The sequence below is a fragment of the Vibrio coralliirubri genome (assembly GCF_024347375.1).
Classification (GTDB): Bacteria; Pseudomonadota; Gammaproteobacteria; order Enterobacterales; family Vibrionaceae; genus Vibrio; species Vibrio coralliirubri.
The window spans coordinates 493,112-518,847 of the sequence record NZ_AP025470.1 but is presented as its reverse complement, the minus strand read 5'-3'; the positions used below and the strand labels follow the sequence as shown (position 1 = coordinate 518,847).

20 protein-coding genes, 10 tRNA genes and 1 pseudogene are annotated in these 25,736 nt (G+C 45.5%); 1 reads left to right on the top strand and 30 read right to left on the bottom strand.

The features are described from left to right. Nucleotide 1: 1 nt before the first annotated feature. From OCV20_RS02660 to pncC, 19 genes are all read right to left on the bottom strand, one after another. On the bottom strand, nucleotides 2-955 hold the full coding sequence (locus tag OCV20_RS02660; RefSeq protein WP_086774280.1) for an NADP-dependent oxidoreductase: 954 nt from the start codon (nucleotides 953-955) through the stop codon (nucleotides 2-4). 172 nt (nucleotides 956-1,127) lie between these two features. Beyond that, entirely contained in the window at nucleotides 1,128-2,258 is a 1,131-nt protein-coding gene (locus OCV20_RS02655) for a sodium ion-translocating decarboxylase subunit beta (protein ID WP_086774281.1), read from the bottom strand. Nucleotides 2,259-2,267: 9 nt separating this feature from the next. After that, nucleotides 2,268-4,052 carry a sodium-extruding oxaloacetate decarboxylase subunit alpha gene (oadA, locus tag OCV20_RS02650; protein WP_050645369.1) on the bottom strand — a complete coding sequence of 595 codons (1,785 nt, stop codon included), beginning with the start codon at nucleotides 4,050-4,052 and terminating at the stop codon, nucleotides 2,268-2,270. A gap of 31 nt (nucleotides 4,053-4,083) precedes the next feature. Further along, nucleotides 4,084-4,341 (bottom strand): oxaloacetate decarboxylase subunit gamma, encoded by a 258-nt coding sequence (locus OCV20_RS02645; RefSeq protein WP_004741884.1) that lies wholly within the window; start codon nucleotides 4,339-4,341, stop codon nucleotides 4,084-4,086. Nucleotides 4,342-4,716: 375 nt separating this feature from the next. After that, nucleotides 4,717-4,793: transfer RNA gene (locus OCV20_RS02640), tRNA-Arg, on the bottom strand. 81 nt (nucleotides 4,794-4,874) lie between these two features. Further along, a tRNA-Arg gene (locus tag OCV20_RS02635) sits at nucleotides 4,875-4,951 on the bottom strand. A 57-nt stretch (nucleotides 4,952-5,008) separates the two neighbouring features. Next, nucleotides 5,009-5,085, bottom strand: a tRNA-Arg gene (locus OCV20_RS02630). Between the two features lie 58 nt (nucleotides 5,086-5,143). Further along, nucleotides 5,144-5,220: transfer RNA gene (locus OCV20_RS02625), tRNA-Arg, on the bottom strand. A gap of 79 nt (nucleotides 5,221-5,299) precedes the next feature. After that, nucleotides 5,300-5,376, bottom strand: a tRNA-Arg gene (locus OCV20_RS02620). An 80-nt stretch (nucleotides 5,377-5,456) separates the two neighbouring features. Beyond that, a tRNA-Arg gene (locus tag OCV20_RS02615) sits at nucleotides 5,457-5,533 on the bottom strand. A gap of 67 nt (nucleotides 5,534-5,600) precedes the next feature. Then, a tRNA-Arg gene (locus OCV20_RS02610) sits at nucleotides 5,601-5,677 on the bottom strand. A gap of 89 nt (nucleotides 5,678-5,766) precedes the next feature. Further along, a tRNA-Ser gene (locus OCV20_RS02605) sits at nucleotides 5,767-5,859 on the bottom strand. A 44-nt stretch (nucleotides 5,860-5,903) separates the two neighbouring features. Continuing rightward, a tRNA-Arg gene (locus OCV20_RS02600) sits at nucleotides 5,904-5,980 on the bottom strand. Nucleotides 5,981-6,023: 43 nt separating this feature from the next. Then, a tRNA-Ser gene (locus tag OCV20_RS02595) sits at nucleotides 6,024-6,116 on the bottom strand. A 474-nt stretch (nucleotides 6,117-6,590) separates the two neighbouring features. Continuing rightward, nucleotides 6,591-6,788: a carbon storage regulator CsrA gene (gene csrA, locus OCV20_RS02590; protein ID WP_004415691.1), complete on the bottom strand. Its 198-nt coding sequence runs from the start codon at nucleotides 6,786-6,788 to the stop codon at nucleotides 6,591-6,593. A 92-nt stretch (nucleotides 6,789-6,880) separates the two neighbouring features. After that, a complete protein-coding gene (locus OCV20_RS02585) occupies nucleotides 6,881-8,062 on the bottom strand; it encodes an aspartate kinase (RefSeq protein ID WP_086774282.1) in 1,182 nt (393 codons plus the stop codon). Nucleotides 8,063-8,282: 220 nt separating this feature from the next. Further along, a complete protein-coding gene (gene alaS / locus OCV20_RS02580; protein ID WP_086774283.1) occupies nucleotides 8,283-10,865 on the bottom strand; it encodes an alanine--tRNA ligase in 2,583 nt (860 codons plus the stop codon). Between the two features lie 332 nt (nucleotides 10,866-11,197). Continuing rightward, nucleotides 11,198-12,238 (bottom strand): recombinase RecA, encoded by a 1,041-nt coding sequence (gene recA, locus OCV20_RS02575; RefSeq protein WP_017056586.1) that lies wholly within the window; start codon nucleotides 12,236-12,238, stop codon nucleotides 11,198-11,200. 139 nt (nucleotides 12,239-12,377) lie between these two features. Beyond that, nucleotides 12,378-12,872, bottom strand: coding sequence for a nicotinamide-nucleotide amidase (pncC, locus tag OCV20_RS02570; protein WP_086774300.1), 495 nt, complete (start codon nucleotides 12,870-12,872; stop codon nucleotides 12,378-12,380). Nucleotides 12,873-12,996: 124 nt separating this feature from the next. Between pncC and mutS the strand changes: the two genes are divergently transcribed. Next, nucleotides 12,997-15,558 carry a DNA mismatch repair protein MutS gene (mutS, locus tag OCV20_RS02565; protein WP_086774284.1) on the top strand — a complete coding sequence of 854 codons (2,562 nt, stop codon included), beginning with the start codon at nucleotides 12,997-12,999 and terminating at the stop codon, nucleotides 15,556-15,558. Nucleotides 15,559-15,697: 139 nt separating this feature from the next. On the opposite strand, the pseudogene OCV20_RS02560 reads toward mutS, so the two are convergent. The 11 genes and pseudogenes from OCV20_RS02560 to mazG form a co-directional block, all read right to left on the bottom strand. Beyond that, nucleotides 15,698-16,455, bottom strand: a pseudogene (locus OCV20_RS02560) (sigma-70 domain-containing protein). Nucleotides 16,456-16,553: 98 nt separating this feature from the next. Further along, complete coding sequence (nlpD, locus tag OCV20_RS02555) at nucleotides 16,554-17,468, bottom strand: murein hydrolase activator NlpD (protein ID WP_050620526.1); 915 nt, start codon at nucleotides 17,466-17,468, stop codon at nucleotides 16,554-16,556. Between the two features lie 34 nt (nucleotides 17,469-17,502). Continuing rightward, nucleotides 17,503-18,129 (bottom strand): protein-L-isoaspartate(D-aspartate) O-methyltransferase, encoded by a 627-nt coding sequence (locus OCV20_RS02550; RefSeq protein WP_017059029.1) that lies wholly within the window; start codon nucleotides 18,127-18,129, stop codon nucleotides 17,503-17,505. Further along, a complete protein-coding gene (gene surE, locus OCV20_RS02545; protein WP_086774285.1) occupies nucleotides 18,130-18,873 on the bottom strand; it encodes a 5'/3'-nucleotidase SurE in 744 nt (247 codons plus the stop codon). It lies immediately after the preceding gene. An 81-nt stretch (nucleotides 18,874-18,954) separates the two neighbouring features. Beyond that, nucleotides 18,955-20,001: a tRNA pseudouridine(13) synthase TruD gene (gene truD, locus OCV20_RS02540; protein ID WP_086774286.1), complete on the bottom strand. Its 1,047-nt coding sequence runs from the start codon at nucleotides 19,999-20,001 to the stop codon at nucleotides 18,955-18,957. Nucleotides 20,002-20,023: 22 nt separating this feature from the next. Next, nucleotides 20,024-20,503: a 2-C-methyl-D-erythritol 2,4-cyclodiphosphate synthase gene (gene ispF / locus OCV20_RS02535; RefSeq protein WP_004739053.1), complete on the bottom strand. Its 480-nt coding sequence runs from the start codon at nucleotides 20,501-20,503 to the stop codon at nucleotides 20,024-20,026. A gap of 2 nt (nucleotides 20,504-20,505) precedes the next feature. Further along, on the bottom strand, nucleotides 20,506-21,207 hold the full coding sequence (gene ispD, locus OCV20_RS02530; RefSeq protein ID WP_048605788.1) for a 2-C-methyl-D-erythritol 4-phosphate cytidylyltransferase: 702 nt from the start codon (nucleotides 21,205-21,207) through the stop codon (nucleotides 20,506-20,508). Further along, complete coding sequence (gene ftsB / locus OCV20_RS02525; protein WP_010435786.1) at nucleotides 21,207-21,488, bottom strand: cell division protein FtsB; 282 nt, start codon at nucleotides 21,486-21,488, stop codon at nucleotides 21,207-21,209. Before ftsB ends, ispD begins: the two co-directional genes overlap by 1 nt. 243 nt (nucleotides 21,489-21,731) lie before the next feature. After that, nucleotides 21,732-23,030 carry a phosphopyruvate hydratase gene (eno, locus tag OCV20_RS02520; RefSeq protein WP_017059033.1) on the bottom strand — a complete coding sequence of 433 codons (1,299 nt, stop codon included), beginning with the start codon at nucleotides 23,028-23,030 and terminating at the stop codon, nucleotides 21,732-21,734. Nucleotides 23,031-23,111: 81 nt separating this feature from the next. Then, complete coding sequence (locus tag OCV20_RS02515; RefSeq protein ID WP_048605791.1) at nucleotides 23,112-24,752, bottom strand: CTP synthase; 1,641 nt, start codon at nucleotides 24,750-24,752, stop codon at nucleotides 23,112-23,114. Between the two features lie 150 nt (nucleotides 24,753-24,902). Beyond that, entirely contained in the window at nucleotides 24,903-25,700 is a 798-nt protein-coding gene (gene mazG / locus OCV20_RS02510) for a nucleoside triphosphate pyrophosphohydrolase (protein WP_086774287.1), read from the bottom strand. Between the last annotated feature and the right edge of the window lie 36 nt (nucleotides 25,701-25,736).

Sequence of the window (25,736 nt, the reverse complement as noted above, 5' to 3'; positions counted from 1 at the left end):
ATCAACTTTCTTGCATTTTAAGTAGCACCTTGCCTCTGGTGTGTCCGGTTTCAACCTGCAGGTGCGCCGACTGCGCCTCATCTAACTGGTAGATACCTTGAATTTCTGTTTTGAGCAATCCGACACTGACCATGTAAAGCATAGCGTCCATTTGCTCAGGGTTTGGTTCAACCAGCATGCCTGATGCAGTAAAACCTAATAGTGTTGCTTTTTCGCAGATCAGTTCTGCAGATAGAGTCGGCACAGTCACGACTCGCGCGCCATCTTTTAGGCACTTCAATGCATCAAGCGCGGTATCGCCGCCGACCAAGTCAATCAACACATCGACATCAGATACTCTTTCTGATGCTGGCGCAAACTTATAGTTAATCGCGTGAGCACCTAGCGTCGCAAGATAATCGAGGTTGGCTTCGCTGCAGGTGGTGTAAACCTCAGCTTTTGCTGCCACTGCAATTTGAACCGCAAGGTGACCAACGCCGCCCGCGCCCGCTAAAATAAGCACGCGGTCGCCTTCTTTCACTTCGGCTTTGTTGAGCGCTTGTGCCGCGGTTTGACTCGCGAGTGGTAATGCCGCTGCCGCTTCTAGAGTGACAGAATCAGGAACCATACTTAATGCAGCTTCTGGAACACACACATATTGGCTGTAACCGCCACCTTGCAGTGGAAAACCAATAAAGCCAGCCACGTTATCACCAACAGTAAAGCGTTCAGCCTGTTCGCCTAGCGAGACAATTTGCCCTGAAATGTCGTAGCCAGGTACCCAAGGTAGGTTATCTTTGTTTTGTGCTGCCGCCCAACCAAGGCCCGCTCGGGTTTTGACATCAATCGGATTAATGCCTGAAAAGGAAACTTTAACCACCACTTCTCCAGCCTTAGGCTCAGGGATCGCACTGGTTTGAATACTTAGGTTTTCGACGTCGCCGAATTGAGTAATCGCAATCTGTTTATTTTCCATTTCCACATTTCCTTGATTGATAAAAGCCCTAGTGAGCAAGCACCCTAATTAATAAAAAGAAAGGGATGCGAAAGCATCCCTTTGACTATAAACCATTTAATAAGGCGAAGTTAACCGCTCATTCGTAAATTGACGACCAATTAACGTAACGATACATGACCCAGCAAAACCACTAGCCCACGAGAGCTAATAGAATACCCGCCGCAACCGCACTACCAAGTACACCGGCTACGTTCGGGCCCATTGCATGCATCAACAAGAAGTTCTGAGGGTTTGCCTCAAGACCAACCTTGTTCACAACACGTGCCGCCATTGGAACCGCCGATACGCCAGCTGCGCCAATCAGTGGGTTGATGTCCTCTTTCGAGAAGCGGTTCAACACCTTAGCCATCAATACACCACCTGCCGTACCGATACTGAACGCGACCGCACCCAAACCTAGAATACCTAGCGTTTCTAAGTTCAAGAACGTATCCGCTTGAAGCTTAGAACCAACACCTAGACCTAGGAAAATAGTTACAACGTTAATCAGTTCGTTTTGAGCTGTTTTTGAAAGGCGATCAACCACGCCCGCTTCACGCATTAAGTTACCCAAACAGAACATACCAACTAAAGGTGTTGCTGAAGGTAGGAACAAAATCGTCATCAGTAGTACAGCAAGCGGGAAAAGAATCTTCTCTGCTTTGCTAACGTGACGAAGTTGAGCCATCTTAATTTTGCGCTCTTCAGGAGACGTTAACGCTTTCATGATTGGTGGCTGAATAATAGGAACCAAAGCCATGTAGCTATAAGCCGCTACTGCAATGGCACCTAAAAGATCCGGAGATAGCTTGCTCGCCAAGAAGATCGCAGTTGGGCCATCGGCACCACCAATGATCGCAATTGACGAAGCATCAGCCATCGAGAACTCCATTCCTGGAACATAGTTCAGCAAGATCGCGCCAAATAGTGTCGCGAAGATACCAAACTGAGCCGCAGCCCCCAGCCACAACGTTTTAGGGTTCGCAATCAACGCACCGAAGTCCGTCATCGCACCCACGCCCATAAAGATCAGCAGTGGGAAAATACCCGTTTCAATACCAATGTAGTAAACGTAGTAAAGCAAACCGCCGGGATAAGTAAACCCAGCATTTGGAATGTTTGCTAATACAGCACCAAAACCAATAGGCAGTAGAAGTAACGGTTCAAATCCTTTACGAATTGCCAAAAACAACAGTAAGCAGCCAACCAGCATCATGCAGATCTGGCCGAACTCAAAGTTCGCAATCCCTGTTTCAGACCATAAGGTCATCAATCCTTCCATGGTACTCCCTTACGCTAAGCTTAGTAGTGGAGCGCCTACAGTAACTGCATCGCCTTCTTTAACATTCAATTCTTGAACGATACCACCACGAGCAGCACGAACTTCCGTTTCCATCTTCATCGCTTCTAGGATTAGCAGAACGTCGCCTTCAGCAACCTCAGCACCCGCCTGAACGTTTACTTTAAAGATGTTACCTGCCAATGGAGCTGGAACCGCTTCAGCGTCAGACGCTGCTACTGGTGCAGCCTGAGCCGCTTGAGCTGGCCTTGCAGATGGCGCCACCGATGTCAGTTCACCTTGTGGACCAACTTCAACATCGTAAACCTGGCCATCAACCTTCACGCTGTAGCTTTCAATACCACCAGAAGTTTGCACAGGAGCGGCAGCAACTGGAGCCGCAACTTCTAGCGTTGGTGCAGGTTCAAATGCTTCAGGGTTACGACGGTTCTTAAGGAACTTAAGACCGACTTGTGGGAAGAGCGCGTAAGTCAGTACATCATCAACCGTATCTTCAGCTAGAGAGATACCCTCTGATTTCGCTTTCTCTAACAGATCCGTCGTTAACGTATCCATTTCAGACTTAAGTAAATCAGCAGGACGACAAGTAATCGGCTCTGCGCCATCCAGTACTTTCGCTTGCAGTTCAGCATCCACTTCAGCAGGTGCTTGACCGTATTCACCTTTGAGTAGACCAGCAGTCTCTTTCGTGATGCTCTTATAGCGCTCACCGGTTAAAACGTTAATAACTGCTTGAGTACCGACAATCTGAGACGTTGGTGTTACTAAAGGAATGTAACCAAGCTCTTTACGTACGCGTGGGATCTCTTCTAGCACTTCATCCATGCGATCGGCTGCGCCTTGCTCTTTAAGCTGGCCTTCCATGTTAGTTAACATGCCGCCGGGAACTTGAGCGATCAGGATGCGAGAATCGACGCCTTTTAGCTGACCTTCCCATTTCGCGTACTTTTTACGTACATCACGAAAGTAAGCCGCGATTGGTTCGATTTGGTCTAGTTTAAGATTCGTGTCGCGTTCTGTACCTTCTAACATCGCAACAACCGTTTCGGTTGGCGTATGACCGTAAGTACAGCTCATTGAAGAGATAGCGGTATCTAAAATGTCGATACCCGCTTCAACGGCTTTAACCGCTGTTGCAGTCGATAGACCGGTTGTCGCGTGGCTATGCAGTGCTAGAGGAACGTCACACGATGCTTTGATACGTGTAATCAGCTCTTCTGCTTCATACGGCTTTAATAAACCTGACATATCTTTAATACATAGTGAGTGACAACCTAGGTCCTCTAGGCGCTTAGCCAAATCAACCCAAGTATCTGAGTTGTGAACCGGACTGGTTGTGTAAGACAACGTACCTTGAGCGTGGCCACCAACGTCGATCGTTGCTTTCACTGCTTTTTCAAAGTTACGTACGTCATTCATCGCATCAAAGATACGGAATACGTCCATGCCGTTTTTATGGGCACGTTCAACAAATTTTTCTACTACATCATCCGCGTAGTGACGGTAGCCCAATAGGTTTTGACCACGCAGTAGCATCTGCATTGGTGTGTTTGGCATCGCTTTTTTCAGCTCACGCAAACGCTCCCATGGATCCTCGCCAAGAAAACGGATACACGAATCAAACGTCGCGCCGCCCCAAGTCTCAAGTGACCAGTAACCGACTTTATCCAGTTCTGCCGCAATTGGCAGCATATCTTCGATACGCATACGAGTAGCAAATAGTGACTGGTGCGCGTCACGAAGTACCACATCTGTGATAGCTAGTGGTTTAGACATGCTCATAAACTCCTTTTTAATCCTTTAAATGCTACTTAGCAGTAGACGCACGGTATTGATGAACCGCGGCCGAAATTGCTGCCACTACCTGTGGACTAACAGCTGAAGGGTTTGATTGTGATTTTTGAATTTTTTTAGGTGCTGCGATCGGCTCTGGTACTTCTTCTGGTACCAGTTTTGACATCAACCGAACGAGGTAAACCAGAATAGTTAGGAAAATAAAGACAACGGACATCCCCGTTATCATTAGAGTCGCCGCATCTCCTAGCAGGCTTCCAATATTAGTCATGTTGCTTCCTTTCTTCGTCATCCTGACATACGTACAGGATTTCAGCGAATAGTGATCCCGACCCATGGATTATCTCGATTGGTAAAAGTTTGTCAATTTTGTTTAAGGTTCTGTTACGGATAACGCACACATAAGGTTAATTATTCGCCTATCAGATCACATAAATCTGTCAAATACGTCATTTTTAGATATTTAAACTGTGACTTAAACGGGGCTTTTCTGGGAATTGATATGAGAAAGGTGGAATAACAAAGAAGTAATCAAGAACTACTTTAAATACAACAAGTTAAACAACGAACAAATTTAACATTGTCGCAACAAATTTACAGCAGACATAAAAAAAGCCTCGTATAAACGAGGCTTTTTCTAATAATGTGGCGCGCTCTGGAGGATTCGAACCTCCGACCGCCTGGTTCGTAGCCAGGTACTCTATCCAGCTGAGCTAAGAGCGCACGGTTTTAATATCAATTCATTGTTACTAACAACAGATCAATATAAGGATTTCATTCTTATAAGAAAGAAACCCTAAATAGTGGCGCGTCCTGGAGGATTCGAACCTCCGACCGCCTGGTTCGTAGCCAGGTACTCTATCCAGCTGAGCTAAGGACGCACGGTTTTCGATATCAGTATTCCCAATATCAGGAGTTCACAAGGAAACCCTAAAGAGTGGCGCGTCCTGGAGGATTCGAACCTCCGACCGCCTGGTTCGTAGCCAGGTACTCTATCCAGCTGAGCTAAGGACGCGCAGTTTTCGATATCGGTATTCCCAATATCAGGGGTTCATAAAAGAAACCCTAAATAGTGGCGCGCTCTGGAGGATTCGAACCTCCGACCGCCTGGTTCGTAGCCAGGTACTCTATCCAGCTGAGCTAAGAGCGCACGGTTTTAGTATCAATTTGTTGTAAACAACAACTCAATACAAGGATTTCTGTTCTTATAAGAAAGAAGCCCTAAATAGTGGCGCGTCCTGGAGGATTCGAACCTCCGACCGCCTGGTTCGTAGCCAGGTACTCTATCCAGCTGAGCTAAGGACGCACAGTTTTTGATATTAATTCTCGACGAACGATTTATCAATATCAGGATTCACATTCTTATCAGAACTAAACCCTAAATAGTGGCGCGCTCTGGAGGATTCGAACCTCCGACCGCCTGGTTCGTAGCCAGGTACTCTATCCAGCTGAGCTAAGAGCGCACGGTTTTAGTATCAACTTAGTCAATACAAGGACTTTCATTCTTAAAAGAAATAAACCCTTAAATAGTGGCGCGTCCTGGAGGATTCGAACCTCCGACCGCCTGGTTCGTAGCCAGGTACTCTATCCAGCTGAGCTAAGGACGCACGGTGTTCATTCATTAAGAATGAAGTTGTGAAATATATCACATTCTTCTTGCTACGAAGAAAAAAAAAGGCCATCGGCCTGTAATGAATGGCGGTGAGGGAGGGATTCGAACCCTCGATGCAGCTACAAACCACATACTCCCTTAGCAGGGGAGCGCCTTCGGCCACTCGGCCACCTCACCTAATTCATTATTCTCACATCACTTACAAGTAAGAGAAGAGAGAATGGCGCGTCCTGGAGGATTCGAACCTCCGACCGCCTGGTTCGTAGCCAGGTACTCTATCCAGCTGAGCTAAGGACGCACATTTACATTGTCTAAATTGCTAATTTTAGACTCGCAAGAAATGGCGGTGAGGGAGGGATTCGAACCCTCGATGCAGCTACAAACCACATACTCCCTTAGCAGGGGAGCGCCTTCGGCCTCTCGGCCACCTCACCGTCTTGCGGAGGCACATATTACGTTTTACCGAAAATATGTCAAACACTTTATTGAAAAAAATTGGACAAAAACACTCAACCGTTTGCTATTTAATCAAAGCGCTTGCAAATTGAACTTATAAGATTCAAATCGCGCTTTTTCCCTTAAAAATTAAGGTGAAAGATTGGCAATAATAAACAGCCGAAAACAATTATCTAATTTCTCCAGCAGCAAGTGCTACCGCTGATGGCACAATACTACGGGATTCGTATTTTCGCCATAGGGGAAGCGAATAAATCTTGAGTTTTGCCAAACAAAATACAGAGCAACCGTTCTGTTCAACCTTGTCTGTATCTCGCAGTATCACAAAGCATTCACTTCACCACTTTGAGACCGATCCGTTATCCAACCCATCTATGTCCCAATGAGTGTTTCGGTTCCCCAAGATCAAAAAAGGCTAGCAACAATGCTAGCCTCTTCTCTACGCAAAAGTATTAGTAGTTGCCAGATGCAACGTTACCATTACCTTTTTCAGCTTGAATGCGCATGTAGATCTCTTCACGGTGAACAGATACTTCTTTAGGTGCGTTAACACCGATACGTACTTGGTTACCTTTAACGCCTAGTACAGTAACTGTTACTTCATCACCAATCATCAGTGTTTCGCCAACGCGGCGAGTCAAAATTAGCATTCTTTGCTCCTTGAGTAATCTCTAAATTTATCTAGCTACGAGAGCATTATCCAACAAAAGTTATATTTTCGTAAACTATCGATTGAGTTTATTTAACCAAAATGCACTTCTTTTTTAGGATAACCCTGTGTTTCACGCGCTACGATGTATGCATTGTGTAATATGTTAGCAGCCATATCGACTTGCGTTGGTGATATCACCAAAGTTAAAGACTGCTGCTGCAATAAGTGATGCTGTACATCAATTTCGCCTTCAGACAACAATCCATGTGAACTGACCACAATTTCTTGTGTTCGGCTTCCTACCACAGTTAACAAACTAACCTGTTCACTATTACGGATTTTCTCAGCAAAAACTAGTTTTAATTTGGCACTTATGTCTTGTTTAATAATGAGTGCTGCCCGTTCTGTTTCCTCGATCACACTACAGACTTCGATACCCAACAGTTGGCAATGTGAAATGAAAGACGGTAAATCTTCATTCAAACACTCGATACGTACCATATCTCTTTGGATGGCGATGCCAGCAATGTCATTCAAACAATGATTACCCGCGATCAATGTGCCCTCGCCTTGTTCAAAGCTTGAAAGCACTCGCAATGGCACGTTGTGCTGCCATGCATATTGAACACAAGGAAGGTGCAAAACCTTAGCGCCTCGGCGAGCCATCTCTTCCATAGAAGGAAAGTCTAAAGTATCTAATTTCTGAGATTGCTTTACGACTCTAGGGTCACAAGAGTAAACACCATCTACATCAGTATAGATCTGGCATTCTTTCGCCTGCAAGGCACCCGCAAGCGCTACCGCTGTAGTATCTGAACCACCGCGGCCTAATGTTGTGATATCACCTTTCGCATTGAACCCTTGAAAGCCTGCAACAATAACAATCTGGTTGTCATCTAGCAGAGCTTGAATCGGAGCAGTATCAATACGCTCAATCGCTGCATTATTATGATTAGAATCCGTGTGTATCTTGGCTTGGTAGCCAGTCATCGATGTCGCTTCATAACCTAACTTGTGTAACGTCATTGCTAACAAGGCCATGGAAACTTGCTCGCCAGCCGTTAACAACACATCCAGTTCTCTAGCGTTTGGTACGCTATCAACTTGCGTGGCTAAGTTAACTAATCGATTTGTTTCACCAGACATAGCAGAAACGACAACCACAATCTGGTTCCCTTCATTTTTCGCTTCAATGATTTTTTCTGCTACATGATGGATTCGTTCAATTGAACCCACCGACGTTCCACCAAATTTCTGCACGATAAGAGGCATTTTCACCCGTCCTCACCTTCCCAAGACCAATGTCTATATATGACAAAAAAACACATACTCCGCGTCAGGGCGAAGCAATAAAAAATTAACCAAGGAGTCTAACTCCACCATTAGACTTCTTGGTTAATCTCAATCAAACCTTGTTTAAACACACTTCCAATAAGCAAAATAAAAGATGCCCAATCAACTGATTGGGCATCTTTGTATCAATTACTTAAGCTTAAAGACGTTCTTCTAGCCAAGTACGCACAGATTTAAGCGCTTCTGGCAGTGCTTCAACGTCTGTACCGCCCGCTTGAGCCATATCTGGACGACCGCCGCCTTTACCGCCAACTTGCTCAGCAACCATCTTAACGAGATCACCCGCTTTTACTTTGCCGATTAGGTCTTTGGTTACACCAGCAATCAAGCCAACTTTACCGTCTGCTACGTTTGCGATCAGGATGATACCGCTACCTACTTGGTTTTTAGCGTTATCAACCATAGTACGTAAGTTCTTGTTGTCTGCGCCTTCAATTGCAGCAACCAGAACTTTAGTACCAGAGATGTCTTCTACTTTGCCCATGATGTTTGCGCTTTCTGCAGCAGCCATCTTTTCTTTAAGCAGTTGAATTTCTTTCTCTAGCGATTTCGCTTTCTTAGCTGATTCAGCAAGTTTCTCTTCGTAAGCGTTAGCCTGAGCTTCTACTGCATCTAGAGCAGCTTCACCCGTTACCGCTTCAATACGACGAATACCCGCAGCAATACCACCTTCAGAAGTGATCTTGAATAGGCCGATATCACCCGTGTTGCTTGCGTGGATACCACCACAAAGTTCAGTAGAGAAATCGCCCATAGATAGAACGCGAACTTCATCATCGTACTTCTCGCCAAACAGTGCCATTGCACCTTTTTCTTTCGCTGACTCGATGTCCATGATGTTGGTTTCAATCACGTGGTTCTTACGAACTTGTGCGTTAACCAAACGCTCTACTTCTTTAATCTGTGCCGGTGTTACCGCTTCAAGGTTAGAGAAGTCAAAACGTAGGTTGTCTGGCTTAACTAAAGAACCTTTTTGAGCGACGTGCTCACCTAGCACTTCGCGCAGTGCAGAGTGAAGTAAGTGCGTTGCAGAGTGGTTTAGTGAGATAGCAGCACGACGCTCAGCGTCAACCGTTGCTTCTACTTTATCGCCCTTAGCAAATACACCTTCAACTAGCTCACCGTGGTGCGCAAATGCGTTACCTAGCTTCTGAGTATCTTGAACTTTGAAAAGACCCGACGCTGTTTTTAGTGTACCAGCATCACCACATTGACCGCCTGACTCAGCGTAGAATGGTGTCTCTTCAAGGATGATGATTGCTTTGTCGCCAGCCGATAGTGAAGATACTTCTTCGCCGTCAACGAATAGCGCAGAGATTTCACCAGCACCTTCAGTTGCTGTGTAACCACAGAACTCAGTGTTGGTGTCTACTTTGATTGTCGCGTTGTAATCAGTGCCGAATTGGCCAGCTTCACGTGCACGCTTACGCTGTGCTTCCATCGCCTTCTCAAAGCCTTCTTCATCGATAGTAAAATCGCGTTCACGAGCTACATCGTTAGTAAGGTCAGCTGGGAAGCCGTATGTATCGTAAAGTTTGAAAACTGTTTCGCCGTCAAGCTCTTTGCCTTCAAGTGCATCTAGTGCGTCATTAAGAATAACCATGCCGCGCTCTAGAGTACGACCAAAGTTCTCTTCTTCAATGCGAAGTACTTTTTCAACAAGCTCTTGCTGTTTCTTAAGTTCATCTGCCGCAGAGCCCATCACTTCAGCCAGTACACCCACAAGTTTGTGGAAGAACACGCCTTGTGCGCCAAGCTTGTTACCGTGACGAACTGCACGACGAATAATACGACGTAAAACGTAGCCACGACCTTCGTTTGAAGGCATAACGCCGTCAGCGATTAGGAATGAACAAGAACGGATGTGGTCAGCAATAACGCGTAGCGATTGGTTAGATAGATCGTCATGACCCACAACTTCCGCTGTCGCTTTGATTAGCTTTTGGAATACATCAATTTCGTAGTTAGAGTGAACGCCCTGCATGATTGCAGAAATACGCTCAATACCCATACCTGTATCTACAGCAGGCTTAGGTAGCGGTTCCATTGTACCGTCAGCGTGACGGTTGAACTGCATGAATACGTTGTTCCAGATCTCGATGAAACGGTCACCATCTTCTTCAGGAGTACCAGGACGGCCGCCCCAGATGTGCTCACCGTGATCGTAGAAGATTTCAGTACATGGACCACAAGGACCTGTGTCACCCATCGTCCAGAAGTTATCAGACTCGAACTGTTTACCGCCTTCTTTGTCGCCAATGCGAACGATACGGTCAGCAGGAACACCTACTTTCTTGTTCCAGATATCGAATGCTTCATCATCTGTCTCGTATACCGTTACCAGTAGACGTTCTTTTGGCAGTTGAAGAGTTTCTGTCAGGAATTCCCAAGCAAAACCAATCGCTTCTTCTTTGAAGTAGTCGCCAAAGCTGAAGTTGCCTAGCATTTCGAAGAACGTGTGGTGACGAGCCGTGAAACCTACGTTTTCAAGGTCATTGTGTTTACCACCCGCACGTACACAACGCTGAGCCGTAGTTGCTCGAGTGTAGGCACGCTTTTCGGCGCCTAAGAAGCAATCTTTGAATTGGTTCATACCTGCGTTAGTGAATAGCAGGGTTGGATCGTTATGTGGAACTAACGATGAACTGTCTACGATTTGGTGTTCTTTGCTCTCAAAGAACTTAAGGAACGCGTTGCGAACCTCATCAGTGCTCATGTACATGCAGCTCTTCCTGAAAATAGTCGAGTTAGAATTTTGCGGTATTGTAGATCATGGTTAAGGCTTCGACTAGTTTTCTTGTAGAAAAGACACCCTTGGGCAGGATTTTAGTTGGAATTCGATAAAATGAAGAATATTCCACTATATCTAGCCGTGGAAAAGCAGAACTAAATTGACGACCTAGTACCGAAGAATCTCAGTCAACGAAAGAGAGTTGACCAAAGACATGCTCGACGGAGCTGCTCCAATAAAAAAGCCCCGCATAAAATATGCGAGGCTTTAAATTCTTTCAAAGCGGATGCTTCTTTCAAACATCCACTCTATAAAACGTTAGCTTATAGCTCTTCGTTTTCTTCTTCTTTCTCTACGTCCTTCTCTTCAAGAACAGCAGGAGTCAGTAGTAACTCACGAAGTTTAGTATCGATCTCTAGAGCAACTTCTGGGTTTTCACGTAGGTATTTACCAGCGTTAGCTTTACCTTGGCCGATCTTATCGCCTTTGTAGCTGTACCAAGCGCCCGCTTTTTCTACTAGCTTATTCTTAACACCTAAGTCGATAAGCTCACCTTCGCGGTTGAAGCCTTTACCGTAAAGGATTTGAGTCTCAGCTTGTTTGAATGGTGCAGCAATCTTGTTCTTAACAACCTTGATACGAGTTTCGTTACCAACAACTTCATCACCATCTTTAATCGCACCAGTACGGCGAATATCAAGGCGAACAGATGCGTAGAACTTAAGTGCGTTACCACCTGTTGTTGTTTCTGGGTTACCGAACATCACACCAATTTTCATACGAATTTGGTTAATGAAGATAGCCATACAGTTAGACTGCTTAAGGTTACCCGTCAGCTTACGCATCGCTTGAGAAAGCATACGAGCCTGAAGACCCATGTGGCTGTCGCCCATTTCGCCTTCGATTTCTGCTTTTGGTGTTAGTGCTGCTACTGAGTCAATAACAAGAACGTCGATTGCACCTGAACGAGCCAGCGCATCACAGATTTCAAGCGCTTGCTCACCCGTATCTGGTTGAGAAACAAGAAGTGCATCGATATCAACACCAAGCTTTTGAGCGTAGATAGGGTCTAGTGCGTGCTCCGCATCAACGAATGCACACGTCTTGCCCACTTTTTGTGCTGCAGCAATAAGCTCAAGCGTTAGCGTTGTTTTACCTGATGATTCTGGACCGTAAACTTCTACGATACGTCCCATCGGTAGGCCACCAGCACCTAGTGCGATATCTAGAGATAGAGAACCTGTAGAAATAGTTTCTACGTCCATTGTGCGGTTATCACCAAGACGCATGATAGAACCTTTACCAAATTGCTTTTCAATCTGACCAAGGGCTGCGGCTAACGCTTTTTGTTTATTCTCGTCCATTTCTATCTCCACATAATCGGTTGTCTCAACAAGCGATCTAGAATCTATTTCTAACCCACATAGGGGTGACTAATTGGCTTTCATTATACTGTTGATTCATACAGTGTCCATACCTGTATGAAAATAATTTGTACAAATGTTACTTACCTTCCATTGATAGGTAATCATAAATAACTTGCAGGGCATGGTGCGTGGCTTGTTGGCGTACTTGTGATCTGTCGCCTGTAAATACATGCGTTTCTACTTTATCCCAGCCATTTAACGCTTTCCACGCGAAGCATACCGTACCAACAGGCTTATCTTCGGTCGCGCCACCTGGCCCGGCAATGCCACTGATCGATACAGAGATAGTCCCGTTTGAATATTGCAATGCCCCGCTCGCCATTTCTATTACGACAGGCTCACTCACGGCACCGAACTCAATTAAGGTTTTAAGTTGTACACCTATCATCTCTTGTTTGGCTTCATTGCTGTACGTAACAAAAGCGCGATCAAACCACCCAGAGCTGCCCGCAATATCGGTGACTGCACTCGCGACACCTCCGCCAGTGCAAGATTCAGCCGTCACTAACACGTGTTTGTGTTTAGCGAGTAAATGTCCAAGCTGTTCACTAAGGTCTTGAGTCATCTGCATCATCAGCTTCCCTTTATTTACTGTCATATCATTTGGATTCGCATCTTTTCGCATCAGCCGCTTTTCGCACGAAACGCTTTCACGTATCCTAAGCCGCAATAGAAATAAACGAAAGAAGTTAACTGTGAAAGCCGATCAAAAACATACTCCCATGATGCAGCAGTACCTAAAACTGAAAGCAGAAAACCCAGAAATTCTGCTGTTCTACCGCATGGGCGATTTCTACGAGCTTTTCTACGATGATGCTAAAAAAGCTTCTCAACTCCTCGATATTTCACTGACTAAACGCGGTTCATCAAACGGTGAACCTATTCCTATGGCGGGTGTTCCTTATCATGCCGTTGAAGGGTACCTTGCAAAGTTAGTGCAACTTGGTGAATCCGTAGCAATTTGTGAACAGATTGGTAATCCAGCAACTTCAAAAGGCCCTGTTGAGCGCGCTGTCGTACGTATCGTTACACCCGGTACCGTGACCGATGAGGCATTGCTTTCTGAGCGCGTTGATAACCTGATTGCTGCCATCTACCATCACAACGGTAAGTTTGGTTACGCGACACTGGATATTACCTCCGGTCGATTCCAACTCTGCGAGCCAGAAACCGAAGAAGCAATGGCCGCAGAACTGCAGAGAACCTCGCCTCGTGAGCTACTGTTCCCTGAAGATTTCGAGCCAGTCAATCTAATGGCAAGCCGTAATGGAAACCGCCGCCGCCCGGTATGGGAATTTGAATTAGACACCGCTAAGCAGCAATTGAATAAGCAGTTTGGTACTCGCGATCTGGTTGGCTTTGGCGTAGAAAGCGCGAAACTGGGTCTATGTGCGGCTGGTTGTTTGATCCAATACGTGAAAGATACCCAACGTACTGCCCTTCCACATATCCGTTCACTGACGATGGATAAACAAGATCACTCGGTGATCCTTGATGCTGCGACTCGACGCAATCTAGAGATCACGCAAAATCTTGGTGGTGGTACTGATAACACCCTTGCCGAAGTACTTGATCACACTGCGACAGCAATGGGTAGCCGTATGCTTAAGCGCTGGTTACATCAACCGATGCGCAATATCTCGGCACTCGATCAGCGCTTAGATGCGATTGGTGAGATGAAAGATTTGGCTCTATTCACAGAGCTACAGCCAACCTTAAAGCAGATTGGTGATATAGAACGTATTCTCGCTCGGTTAGCACTTCGCTCTGCTCGTCCACGTGATATGGCACGTCTTCGCCAAGCAATGGAATATTTGCCAGAGCTTGCTGAAACACTGACGCAGCTGAAGCACCCATACCTGACTCAACTTGCTCAATATGCTTCTCCTGTGGATGAGGTTTCTGTGCTACTTGAGCGTGCAATCAAAGAGAACCCACCGGTGGTTATCCGTGACGGTGGTGTGATTGCAGAAGGCTACAATGCCGAGTTAGACGAATGGCGCGACCTTGCAGCAGGCGCAACCGAATTTCTTGATAAGCTTGAACAAGAAGAGCGTGAGCGCCATGGCATCGACACGCTTAAAGTTGGCTACAACAACGTACATGGTTTCTTCATTCAGGTAAGCCGTGGGCAAAGCCACCTTGTGCCGCCACACTATGTTCGTCGTCAAACCCTGAAAAATGCAGAGCGTTACATCATTCCTGAGCTAAAAGAGCACGAAGACAAAGTACTTAACTCTAAGTCGAAAGCGCTCGCTATCGAGAAACAGCTTTGGGAAGAGTTGTTTGACTTGCTACTACCGTATCTAGAGCGCCTACAAAACATCGCCTCTTCGGTATCTCAGCTTGATGTTCTACAGAACTTGGCTGAGCGTGCAGATACCCTTGATTACTGTCGTCCAACCATGACTGAGTCTGCTGGCGTACAAATTCAGGCCGGTCGTCACCCTGTTGTTGAACAAGTGATGGACGAACCTTTCATTGCTAACCCTATCGACCTGAATGATCAACGTAAGATGCTGATCATCACAGGTCCAAACATGGGTGGTAAATCGACCTACATGCGCCAAACGGCACTCATCGCATTGATGGCTCATATCGGTTGTTATGTTCCTGCAGAAAGCGCAACCATCGGCTCTATCGACCGTATCTTTACCCGTATTGGCGCATCCGATGATTTGGCTTCTGGTCGTTCAACCTTCATGGTTGAGATGACAGAAACGGCGAATATCCTGCACAATGCAACACCAAACAGCCTTGTGCTAATGGATGAAATCGGTCGTGGTACCAGTACTTACGATGGTCTGTCTTTGGCTTGGGCAAGTGCAGAGTGGCTAGCTAATCAAATCAATGCGATGACACTGTTTGCAACGCACTACTTTGAGCTAACTGAACTGCCTAACCAACTTCCAACTTTAGCAAACGTACACTTAGATGCGGTTGAGCATGGTGACAGCATTGCCTTTATGCACGCAGTTCAAGAAGGTGCAGCTAGTAAATCTTACGGTCTAGCAGTTGCAGGTTTAGCTGGCGTACCGAAAGCGGTGATCAAGAATGCTCGTGCGAAGCTGACTCAACTAGAAGCGTTAAGTATCGAGTCGCCAACATCGAAGCCAAGCGGTGTCGATATCGCAAACCAGCTGAGCCTGATCCCAGAGCCGAGTGAAGTAGAGCAAGCGCTAGCGAATGTTGATCCTGATGATCTAACTCCTCGCCAAGCATTAGAAGAACTTTACCGCTTGAAGAAGCTGCTTTAGTTTCTTACCAAGTAGCTTGTTATTGCCGTTTGTGATTTTGATTAGACGGCATGAAATACCAAAGCCACAAACAAAAAAACGCTGACTTAAAGTCAGCGTTTTTATTTGTCTTCTATTTAGAGAAGCATCATCCGTTCAATTAGTCGTTTTCTACGTTGAACAGATTTTCCATATTGAGACCTTGCTTGATAAGAATCTCACGTAGGCGGCGAAGACCTTCAACTTGGATTTGACGAACACGTTCACGAGTCAGGCTGATTTCGCGGCCTACTTCTTCTAATGTTGACGGTTCATAACCCAGTAGTCCAAATCGACGTGCAAGCACCTCTTTCTGCTTAGGATTCAGCTCATCAAGCCAGAAAATCAACGAGTTCTTGATATCGCTATCTTGAGTTGAAACCTCAGGATCTGAATTGTTGATGTCTGGAATAATATCCAACAGCGCTTTCTCACCGTCACCACCAATTGGCGTATCAACAGAGCTCACTCGTTCGTTTAGACGAAGCATCTTACTCACATCACCAACAGGTTTATCTAGCTTAGAAGCAATTTCTTCTGCCGTTGGTTCATGGTCAAGCTTTTGTGATAGCTCTAACGACGTGAAATTTTTACCACCAAACGCAGGTTACTTTCGATCATGCGTTTACGTGCTGCTTCATCACCGCGTAGAGCTCGACGTGCGTATAGCACTTCTTCTTCAGCGGTTAGTAGTGGTGAGAAACCGATTTCGCCTAAGTAGAGTTGAGTGGCATCTAAACTTTTAGACGTAACTTCAACTTCTTCTTTTGCTTCGGTTTTCTTAGTGACTGTTCGTTTTGCTTTTCCAAGAGCTTCCGGTTCCGTGGTTGCTTGGTCAAGATCGAACTCTTCTTTGGTTACTGCATTGCTTATACTCATAACGCCTCCCCCTGGCGAAATTAGCATGACATTACAACTTCATATGTCGCTAAATGACTATGTCACTCCATACAATACGTAATTTTTGCATATTGTATTTAAGGTAAATATCGTTTTGGATTAACGGATTTACCTTGGTAACGAATCTCAAAGTGCAGCCTAACACTGCTGGCTCCAGAGCTTCCCATTGTTGCAATCTTCTGCCCTGGTTTCACACTTTGCCCTTCAGATACTAATAGTCGGTCGTTATGCGCGTATGCACTTAAGTAATTATCATTGTGCTTCACAATCACTAGATTGCCGTAGCCTCGTAGTGCATTACCCGAATAAACAACCGTTCCCCCTGCAGTAGATACTATTGGCTGACCTCGCTGTCCTGCTATGTCTATGCCTTTATTTCCTTGTTCGCCTACAGAGAAATTCTTGATTACTCTCCCTTTAGTTGGCCATAACCATTTGGATACTTTATCACTTGTTGGTTTGGTGGACGGTGTAACATTCTGTTTACCTTTAGAACCAACATACTCCTTTGATTTGGATTGTTCAACCTTCTTTGGTGGATCTTTTTTCACCACTTTGGTGGTAGTTTGAGCTGGAGCCGGTTTAGAGTTTTTGCTCTTTTGTGGTGTAGTTTTCGGTTTACTTGCCGCAGATGACGTTGTGGATGCGGCGACAGGCGCAGCAACTGCTGCTGCCGCTACCGTTGACTTACCATACGCTGGAGCATTATAGCTAGGACGCCACAACTTAAGCTTCTGCCCTGGGTGGATAGTGTAAGGAGCAGACAACTTGTTATAACCGATAAGATCTTTAACGTCTTTATTGGTGACATAGGCAATGAAGTAAAGGGTGTCGCCTTTTTTAACTTCATAGTAACTGCCACGGTAACTACCACGATCTATCGATGAGTAATTCTTGTTTAGGCTTGAAACGGGCGCAGGCGAATTCGCTGCACACCCAACAAGGGCACAGCTAAGCAGTAAAGTACTTCCTTTTAACAACTTCGAACGCATCGACTCTCTATCCACCTACACCATTAGTCTTTTATTAAGCTAGCTCACCAGGAACAAGAGGTACAAATCTCACCATCTCGATAACACTCGATAAAAACTCATCGCCGTGTCGAACGATCTTCAATAGTTGCTGTTCGTCATCACCGACTGGAATCAGTAAACGGCCGCCATCTTTCAGCTGTTGCAGAAGCGCTTGAGGAATCGACTCTGCAGCGGCGGTGACAATAATCGCATCAAAAGGGGCTTTTGAAGACCAACCTTGCCAACCATCACCGTGCTTAGTTGAGATATTGTAGAAATCGAGTTGCTTCAACCTACGCTTGGCATCCCACTGTAGCGACTTTATTCTTTCAACCGAATAAACATGATCAACAAGTTGAGCCAATACCGCAGTTTGGTAACCAGAACCCGTTCCGATCTCCAAGACACGGCTATCTTGTTGTAATTCAAGCAGCTCTGTCATTTTAGCAACAATGTATGGCTGAGAGATTGTCTGACCCTGACCGATAGGCAGCGCATTATTATCATAGGCTTGGTGATACATCGCCTGCGATAAAAAGCTCTCTCTCGGCAGTTGGTAGATCGCATCAAGAACCTTTTGATCCTGAATACCATTTTCAATCAGGAAAGTAATTAAACGCTCAGCTTGCGGATTACTCACTTACTTCTCCCCTAACCATGTTGCCATCGCACCCAGCGACTCATGCGCCGTCAGATCAACTTGTAACGGTGTTACCGACACAAAGCCATGCTCAATCGCGTAAAAATCGGTACCTTCACCGGCATCTTGCTCTTTGCCCGGAGGACCGAGCCAATAGATATCATGACCACGTGGGTCTTTTTGCTTAATCATATCTTCAGCGTGATGACGAGCACCTAGGCGTGTCACCTGAGTACCGGACAGTTGTTCTAAGGCTAAATCAGGAACGTTTACGTTCAACAAGCGATTGGTCGGGATTGGTTTTGCTAAATGTTGTTCGACAATACGACGAGCAATCGCTGCCGCTGTCTTAAAATGTTTTTTTCCCACCAGAGAAAACGCTATCGATTGAACGCCTAGAAAGTGCCCTTCCATTGCTGCAGCCACAGTGCCGGAATAAAGCACGTCATCACCAAGGTTAGCACCGTGATTAATGCCCGTTAATACCAGATCAGGCATGTCATTCTTTAGCAGTTCATTTAACGCAAAATGCACACAATCGGTCGGTGTTCCTTGTACCGAATAGGTATTTTCAGCAATCTCTTGAACACGCAGAGGCTGTTCTAAAGTTAATGAATTTGACGCACCCGAGCGATTACGGTCAGGGGCAACAATGATAACTTCAGCAAGATCACGTAGCTCATTTGCCAGCTCATGAATACCTTGAGCGTGCACACCATCATCATTGCTGAGTAAAATCTTCATCTTGTATCCTTTCTTTTGTTCCCATGCCAAACCAAGTCACTTAAATTCCAATATCAAGTGACCCAGCTCCAAGCAGAATCGTTATTGCTCGTAGGTTCTTTCTACGTGTACTTCTTCAACCAACTCACGAACGATAGCGGTTGCGAAACAACCTGCATCTAGAGAGAACTTAAGAGTGATATTATCTTCGTTCACTTCCCAAGTTAGATCGGTTGGTTTTAACGATGCTTCACGACGGTCATGACGCATGCGGTTACCGCGAATCAGCGCCATTAGGTCAGGTTCAGAATCAAGATGTTTTTGCTCTAACGCTTGAGACTCATCAGTCGTTGGCAAAGCATTATCGCCAGCCAAAGCAACAGTAACCAATGCAGATCCATTCGCGATGTCTTGGTTTACTGCTTCGATATTGTCCGCAGTTACCGTTAGTTGAGCGCCGTCTTTCATGACAATATCGCCAACTAATGCTGATGCAAATGCATCTTGCTCAATACGGTCTGACAGGATCAGGTTGTAAATCCACGAGCGAGCCGCAGAAAGGTACAAGCTGCGCTTATTCTGGTTACGAGTACGAACGTTATCACGGCCCCAACGACGAGCTTCAGATAAGTTGTTACCTTCATTACCAAAACGCTGAGCACCGAAGTAATTTGGCACGCCGACTTGAGCTACTTTTTCCAAACGTTTTACGACATCATCACAGTCTGTTACTTCAGACAAAGTCAGCTCGAATTGGTTGCCAACTAAATCACCCGGACGTAACTTTTTGTTGTGTCGTGCTGTCGCCAAGATCTCAATGCTTGGGTACTGTGCTAAGAAAGCTGAAAAGTCAGGCTCACCTTTTGGCAGGTGTACACTCAACCACTGCTCAGTTACTGCGTGACGGTCTTTTAAACCTGCCCAGCTCACGTCTTTCGACTTAACACCACAAGCTTTAGCCAGCTCGTTTGCTACGAAGCTCGTGTTTTCACCAGTTTTACGAATACGAACCATTAGGTGCTCGCCTTCACCAGTAAACTCAAAACCCAAGTCTTCATTAACGACAAAGTGTTCGGCTTTTGCTTTTAGTTTTGCTTTCGCAGTTGGTTTACCGTTTAGATAAGCCAATGAAGATAAAATATCTGACATGCTGTTCTTTTCGTGTTGGTGCTTACGCACTTTTAGTAATTAGGACCACCGCTTCACATGCGATGCCCTCTTTGCGACCTGTAAAACCTAAACGCTCAGTGGTCGTCGCTTTTACATTCACATTGCTAATGCTGGTTTCTAGGTCTTGAGCAATAGCTTGGCACATAGAGTCTATATGAGGCGCCATCTTTGGAGCTTGCGCCATGATAGTAATATCAGCATTACCAATCACGTAACCTTGTTCTTTTACTCGACGGTAAACATCTTTCAGTAGTTCACGGCTATCCGCGCCTTTCCATTCGTCATCGGTATCAGGGAAATGACGACCAATATCACCCGCAGCAATCGCACCCAACAGAGCGTCACACAACGCATGAAGGGCAACATCACCGTCTGAGTGTGCAATAAGACCTTGCTCGTAAGGGATGCTTACACCACCAATAATTACTGGGCCTTCACCACCAAACTTATGTACATCAAAGCCATGGCCAATACGAATCATCATTATTCCTTATTCTGACTTAAATAGAACTCAGCAAGCGCCAAATCTTCAGGCTGAGTAATCTTAAAATTATCTGAACGCCCTGCCACTAAAGCGGGCGATAAACCTTTCCATTCAAAGGCTGAGGCTTCATCAGTAATTGAAGCTCCTTGTTGCAACGCCTCACTTAATGCCTTCCACAGAGGCTTTGCTCTGAACATTTGCGGCGTAAGTGCATGCCATAAATCGGCACGCTCAACGGTATGCTCAATCTGCCCTTGGGCACCACGCTTCATCGTGTCACGAACTGGAGCCGCTAAAATAGCGCCCACATCATGGCTCATTGCAGCGGAAATTAGCTTGTCGATGTCACTTAGCTGAACACAAGGTCTTGCCGCATCGTGAACCATTACCCAATCACTAAGCTGCTGCTCAGCGATATAGTTTAGCGCAGAGAGTACAGAATCTGCTCGCTCGCTTCCGCCTGACACTCTGATCACTTGTGGATTCTGGTTAAGTGCTAGCTCAGGGTAGTATGGGTCATCATCGCTGATCGCAACGACAATTTGAGCGACTTGTGGGTGAGACAGTAATTTCTCAACGGTGTGCTCTAAAATTGTTTTACCGTGAATCTTGAGATATTGCTTAGGGCGGTCTGCCTTCATTCGGCTACCGACGCCCGCTGCAGGTACAACGGCAATCACGCTTTGAAGTTGAGTCGACATTAATGGGATTCCTCGCCAATGATGCGATAAAACGTTTCGCCTTCTTTGACCATTCCAAGTTCATGACGTGCGCGTTCTTCTATCGCGTCTAAGCCTTGGCGTAGATCGTCAATTTCAGCAAACATTTCTGCATTTCGAATATGCAGCTTTTCATTTACTTGCTGTTGAACTTGGATTTCGTTGTTCACACCGTAGTAATCAGAGATACCATTTTTACCGAGCCACAGTGTGTGTTGTAGCCAGCCAAACACTATGAGCAGTACTAAAGCAAAAATTCGCATAACACCTTTCGCCGGTTGAAAAAGAAGGAACTAGAATAAGGCACATATATACCATAATGAGCTTATTGGTGCGAGATATGTGGTGTCAGGGAATCAATAAGTCGGGGAATTATTGTTATTCGAAACCTATGTGAGATTTCCTATTCCTTCCTTCGTCAGTCTAGGGAATGACGAATTTTAGACAAAAAAATGCCCCGCATAAGCGAGGCATTTAAAAAGCTTAGATTAACAATTCGCTAGGAATTATTGACCTTTAACTTCTTTAAGACCGTTGTAAGGAGCTTTAGAACCTAGAGCTTCTTCGATACGGATAAGTTGGTTGTACTTAGCAACACGGTCAGAACGGCTCATAGAACCAGTTTTGATTTGACCTGCAGCTGTACCTACCGCTAGATCAGCGATAGTTGCATCTTCAGTTTCGCCAGAACGGTGAGAGATTACTGCAGTGTAGCCAGCGTCTTTAGCCATCTTGATAGCAGCTAGAGTCTCTGTTAGAGAACCGATTTGGTTGAACTTGATAAGGATAGAGTTAGCTACGCCTTTCTCGATACCTTCAGCAAGAATCTTAGTGTTTGTAACGAACAGGTCGTCACCAACGATTTGAAGCTTGTCGCCTAGAAGTTCAGTTTGGTGCTTGAAGCCATCCCAATCTGACTCGTCAAGACCGTCTTCGATAGAAACGATTGGGAAGTTGTTCGCTAGCTCAGCTAGGTAGTGGTTGAACTCTTCAGAAGTGAAAGTTTTACCTTCGCCCTTCATGTTGTAGATGCCAGCTTCTTTGTCGAAGAACTCAGATGCTGCACAGTCCATAGCAAGAGTAACGTCTTTACCTAGTTCGTAACCAGCAGCTGCAACAGCTTCTGCGATAACTTCTAGAGCTTCAGCGTTAGACTTAAGGTTAGGAGCGAAACCACCTTCATCACCAACTGCAGTGCTGTAGCCTTTAGACTTAAGAACTTTAGCTAGGTTGTGGAATACTTCAGCGCCGATACGTAGACCTTCTTTAAGAGTTTTAGCGCCAACTGGTTGGATCATGAACTCTTGGATGTCAACGTTGTTATCTGCGTGCTCACCACCGTTGATGATGTTCATCATTGGTAGAGGCATAGAGAACTGACCAGCAGTACCGTTTAGCTCAGCGATGTGCTCGTATAGAGGCATGCCTTTCGCAGCAGCAGCAGCTTTTGCGTTAGCTAGAGATACAGCTAGGATAGCGTTCGCGCCGAACTTAGACTTGTTATCAGTACCGTCTAGGTCAAGCATGATTTGGTCAACGTCAGCTTGTGCTTTAGCGTCAGTACCAACTAGAGCTTCAGCGATTGGGCCGTTTACAGCTTCAATAGCTTTAAGAACACCTTTACCTAGGAAACGTGATTTGTCGCCGTCACGTAGCTCAAGAGCTTCGCGAGAACCAGTAGATGCGCCAGATGGAGCAGCAGCCATACCTACGAAACCGCCTTCTAGGTGTACTTCAGCTTCTACAGTTGGGTTACCACGTGAATCGATGATTTCACGACCTAGAACTTTAACGATCTTAGACATTGAATGTTTCCTTCTCGTTGAATATATAAATGTCAAATTTAAAGGTAGCAGCACAACTTACGCAGCTACCTGTATTCCTTTTTACTTCTCTAACTCGCCGCGCTGGAACTCGCCAGCCGCTTTAACGAAACCTGCAAACAATGGGTGACCATCGCGAGGTGTTGAAGTGAACTCTGGGTGGAATTGAGCAGCAACGAACCATGGGTGGTTCGGGTTTTCAATAACTTCAACCAGTTTCTTGTCCGCAGATAGACCCGATACTTTTAGGCCCGCTTTTTCGATTTGTGGACGAAGATTGTTGTTCACTTCGTAACGGTGACGGTGACGTTCATGGATCGTCGCGCTACCGTATAATTCGTAAGCTTTCGTCCCTTTCGCTAGGTGACAAAGCTGTGAACCAAGACGCATTGTGCCGCCAAGGTCAGATGTTTCTGTACGCTCTTCAACTTTACCTTCGCCATCAGTCCACTCAGTGATAAGACCAACAACTGGGTACTTAGTTTCAGTACAGAATTCAGAAGAGTGTGCCCCTTCCATTTTCGCAACGTTACGAGCGTACTCGATAAGTGCGACTTGCATACCTAGACAGATACCTAAGTACGGTACTTTGTTTTCACGAGCGTATTGAGCAGCAAGAATCTTACCTTCAACACCACGGTCACCAAAACCACCAGGAACTAGGATTGCATCTAGGCCTTCTAAAACTTCTACGCCACGAGACTCAACGTCTTGTGAATCTACGTATTTAATATTAACGCTTAGGCGATTTTTCAAGCCCGCGTGTTTTAGCGCTTCATTTACTGATTTGTATGCGTCTGGTAGTTCAATGTACTTACCAACCATACCAATCGTCACTTCACCCGTTGGGTTAGCTTCTTCGTAAATTACTTGTTCCCATTCAGACAGGTCTGCTTCTGGAGCTGTGATGCCGAAACGCTTACATACAAGTTCATCAGTGCCTTGAGCTTTAATAAGCTGAGGGATCTTGTAGATAGAGTCAACATCGCGCATAGAAATAACTGCATTTTCTTGCACATTACAGAACAGAGCAATTTTCTTACGCTCGTTCGAAGGAATGTTGCGGTCTGAACGACAAACTAGGATGTCTGGCTGAATACCGATAGACAGTAGCTCTTTTACAGAGTGTTGCGTTGGCTTAGTTTTCACTTCGCCTGCAGCTGCTAGGTATGGCACTAGAGTAAGGTGCATGAACATTGCGCGTTCACGGCCTAGTTCTACTGCTAGCTGACGAATCGCTTCCATGAATGGTAGAGATTCGATATCACCAACCGTACCACCAACTTCAACGATCGCGATATCGTGGCCAGATGCGCCAGAAATTACACGCTCTTTGATAGAGTTAGTGATGTGTGGGATAACCTGAATAGTTGCACCTAGGTAATCACCGCGACGCTCTTTAGCGAGTACGTCTGAGTAAACACGACCTGCAGTGAAGTTGTTACGCTTAGTCATCTTGGTGCGAATGAATCGCTCATAGTGACCAAGGTCAAGGTCTGTTTCAGCGCCATCTTCCGTAACGAACACTTCACCGTGCTGAGTCGGGCTCATAGTGCCTGGATCAACGTTGATGTAAGGGTCAAGCTTCATCATAGTCACTTTAAGACCACGAGCTTCTAAAATAGCCGCAAGAGATGCTGCAGCAATACCTTTACCTAGAGAGGATACAACCCCGCCAGTAACAAAAATGTAATTTGTCGTCATGTTTAACCTGAAATTGGTTGAATGAGGGAAATGGACTACTTCTGGACGGGATGAAAATATACCAGAAGCCCCTTATCGCCACAACGTGAAATCTATCACACTGCTATTTTTTATTTTTTGCTTCAAATCAATTCATGATAAAAGCTTTGGTTATCTTTTCTCCGCCACCTTGACTTCATCCCACATGGAATCAAGCTGTTGTAGTGAAAAATCGGTCAAAATTTTATCTTGCTGACGAACTTTTTGTTCCACCCCTTTAAAGCGACGTGAAAACTTCAGATTGGCTTTATTGAGAGCAGACTCTGGATTTTTACCCAAATGTCGCACCAAATTGACCGTCGCAAACAGCAAGTCTCCCAACTCTTCTTCAACCAAATCTTCGTTTGGCGTCACTTGAAGTGCTTCTTCCAGCACCTCATCAACTTCCTCTAAAACCTTATTCGCCACAGGGCCAATAGAGTCCCAATCAAAGCCATATTTCGCTACCTGTTTTTGAATCTTTGTAGCACGTGAAAGCGCAGGTAGAGAGTTTGGTATTGAGTCTAGAATACTTTCTTGAGTTTTGCCTGCCTGAGCTTTTTCTTTGGCTTTTTCAGCTTCCCAGTTGGCATTAATTTCTTCATCGCTCTCAAACTCGGTATCAGAAAACACATGCGGATGGCGGCGCGTTAGCTTCTCATTGATGCCATCGACCACATCAGAGAACTCAAACAGCCCCTGCTCTTTCGCGAGCTGGCTGTAAAAAATCACCTGAAACAACAGGTCGCCCAACTCTTCTTGTAGGTTCGGCCAATCTTTGTTGTGAATCGCATCCACCACCTCGTAGGTTTCTTCGATAGTATGCGGCACAATTGTTTCAAAATTTTGTTTCAAATCCCAAGGACAGCCACCTTCTGGATCGCGCAGCTTAGTCATGATCTGTTCAAGTTGTTCAATCGGGTGATTCATCGCTTTCTTCCTATTCACTGTCTTTGATTTTTAAAT

Excerpts from the sequence above, each read along its gene's own strand:
- OCV20_RS02660 (WP_086774280.1), bottom strand. The coding sequence starts at position 955 with ATGGAAAATAAACAGATTGCGATTACTCAATTCGGCGACGTCGAAAAC.
- OCV20_RS02655 (WP_086774281.1), bottom strand. The coding sequence starts at position 2,258 with ATGGAAGGATTGATGACCTTATGGTCTGAAACAGGGATTGCGAACTTT.
- oadA (WP_050645369.1), bottom strand. The coding sequence starts at position 4,052 with ATGTCTAAACCACTAGCTATCACAGATGTGGTACTTCGTGACGCGCAC.
- OCV20_RS02645 (WP_004741884.1), bottom strand. The coding sequence starts at position 4,341 with ATGACTAATATTGGAAGCCTGCTAGGAGATGCGGCGACTCTAATGATA.
- csrA (WP_004415691.1), bottom strand. The coding sequence starts at position 6,788 with ATGCTAATTTTGACTCGCCGCGTTGGCGAAACACTGATGATTGGTGAT.
- OCV20_RS02585 (WP_086774282.1), bottom strand. The coding sequence starts at position 8,062 with ATGCCTCTTATCGTGCAGAAATTTGGTGGAACGTCGGTGGGTTCAATT.
- alaS (WP_086774283.1), bottom strand. The coding sequence starts at position 10,865 with ATGTACATGAGCACTGATGAGGTTCGCAACGCGTTCCTTAAGTTCTTT.
- recA (WP_017056586.1), bottom strand. The coding sequence starts at position 12,238 with ATGGACGAGAATAAACAAAAAGCGTTAGCCGCAGCCCTTGGTCAGATT.
- pncC (WP_086774300.1), bottom strand. The coding sequence starts at position 12,872 with ATGCAGATGACTCAAGACCTTAGTGAACAGCTTGGACATTTACTCGCT.
- nlpD (WP_050620526.1), bottom strand. The coding sequence starts at position 17,468 with ATGCGTTCGAAGTTGTTAAAAGGAAGTACTTTACTGCTTAGCTGTGCC.
- surE (WP_086774285.1), bottom strand. The coding sequence starts at position 18,873 with ATGAAGATTTTACTCAGCAATGATGATGGTGTGCACGCTCAAGGTATT.
- truD (WP_086774286.1), bottom strand. The coding sequence starts at position 20,001 with ATGTCAGATATTTTATCTTCATTGGCTTATCTAAACGGTAAACCAACT.
- ispF (WP_004739053.1), bottom strand. The coding sequence starts at position 20,503 with ATGATTCGTATTGGCCATGGCTTTGATGTACATAAGTTTGGTGGTGAA.
- ispD (WP_048605788.1), bottom strand. The coding sequence starts at position 21,207 with ATGTCGACTCAACTTCAAAGCGTGATTGCCGTTGTACCTGCAGCGGGC.
- ftsB (WP_010435786.1), bottom strand. The coding sequence starts at position 21,488 with ATGCGAATTTTTGCTTTAGTACTGCTCATAGTGTTTGGCTGGCTACAA.
- eno (WP_017059033.1), bottom strand. The coding sequence starts at position 23,030 with ATGTCTAAGATCGTTAAAGTTCTAGGTCGTGAAATCATCGATTCACGT.
- OCV20_RS02515 (WP_048605791.1), bottom strand. The coding sequence starts at position 24,752 with ATGACGACAAATTACATTTTTGTTACTGGCGGGGTTGTATCCTCTCTA.
- mazG (WP_086774287.1), bottom strand. The coding sequence starts at position 25,700 with ATGAATCACCCGATTGAACAACTTGAACAGATCATGACTAAGCTGCGC.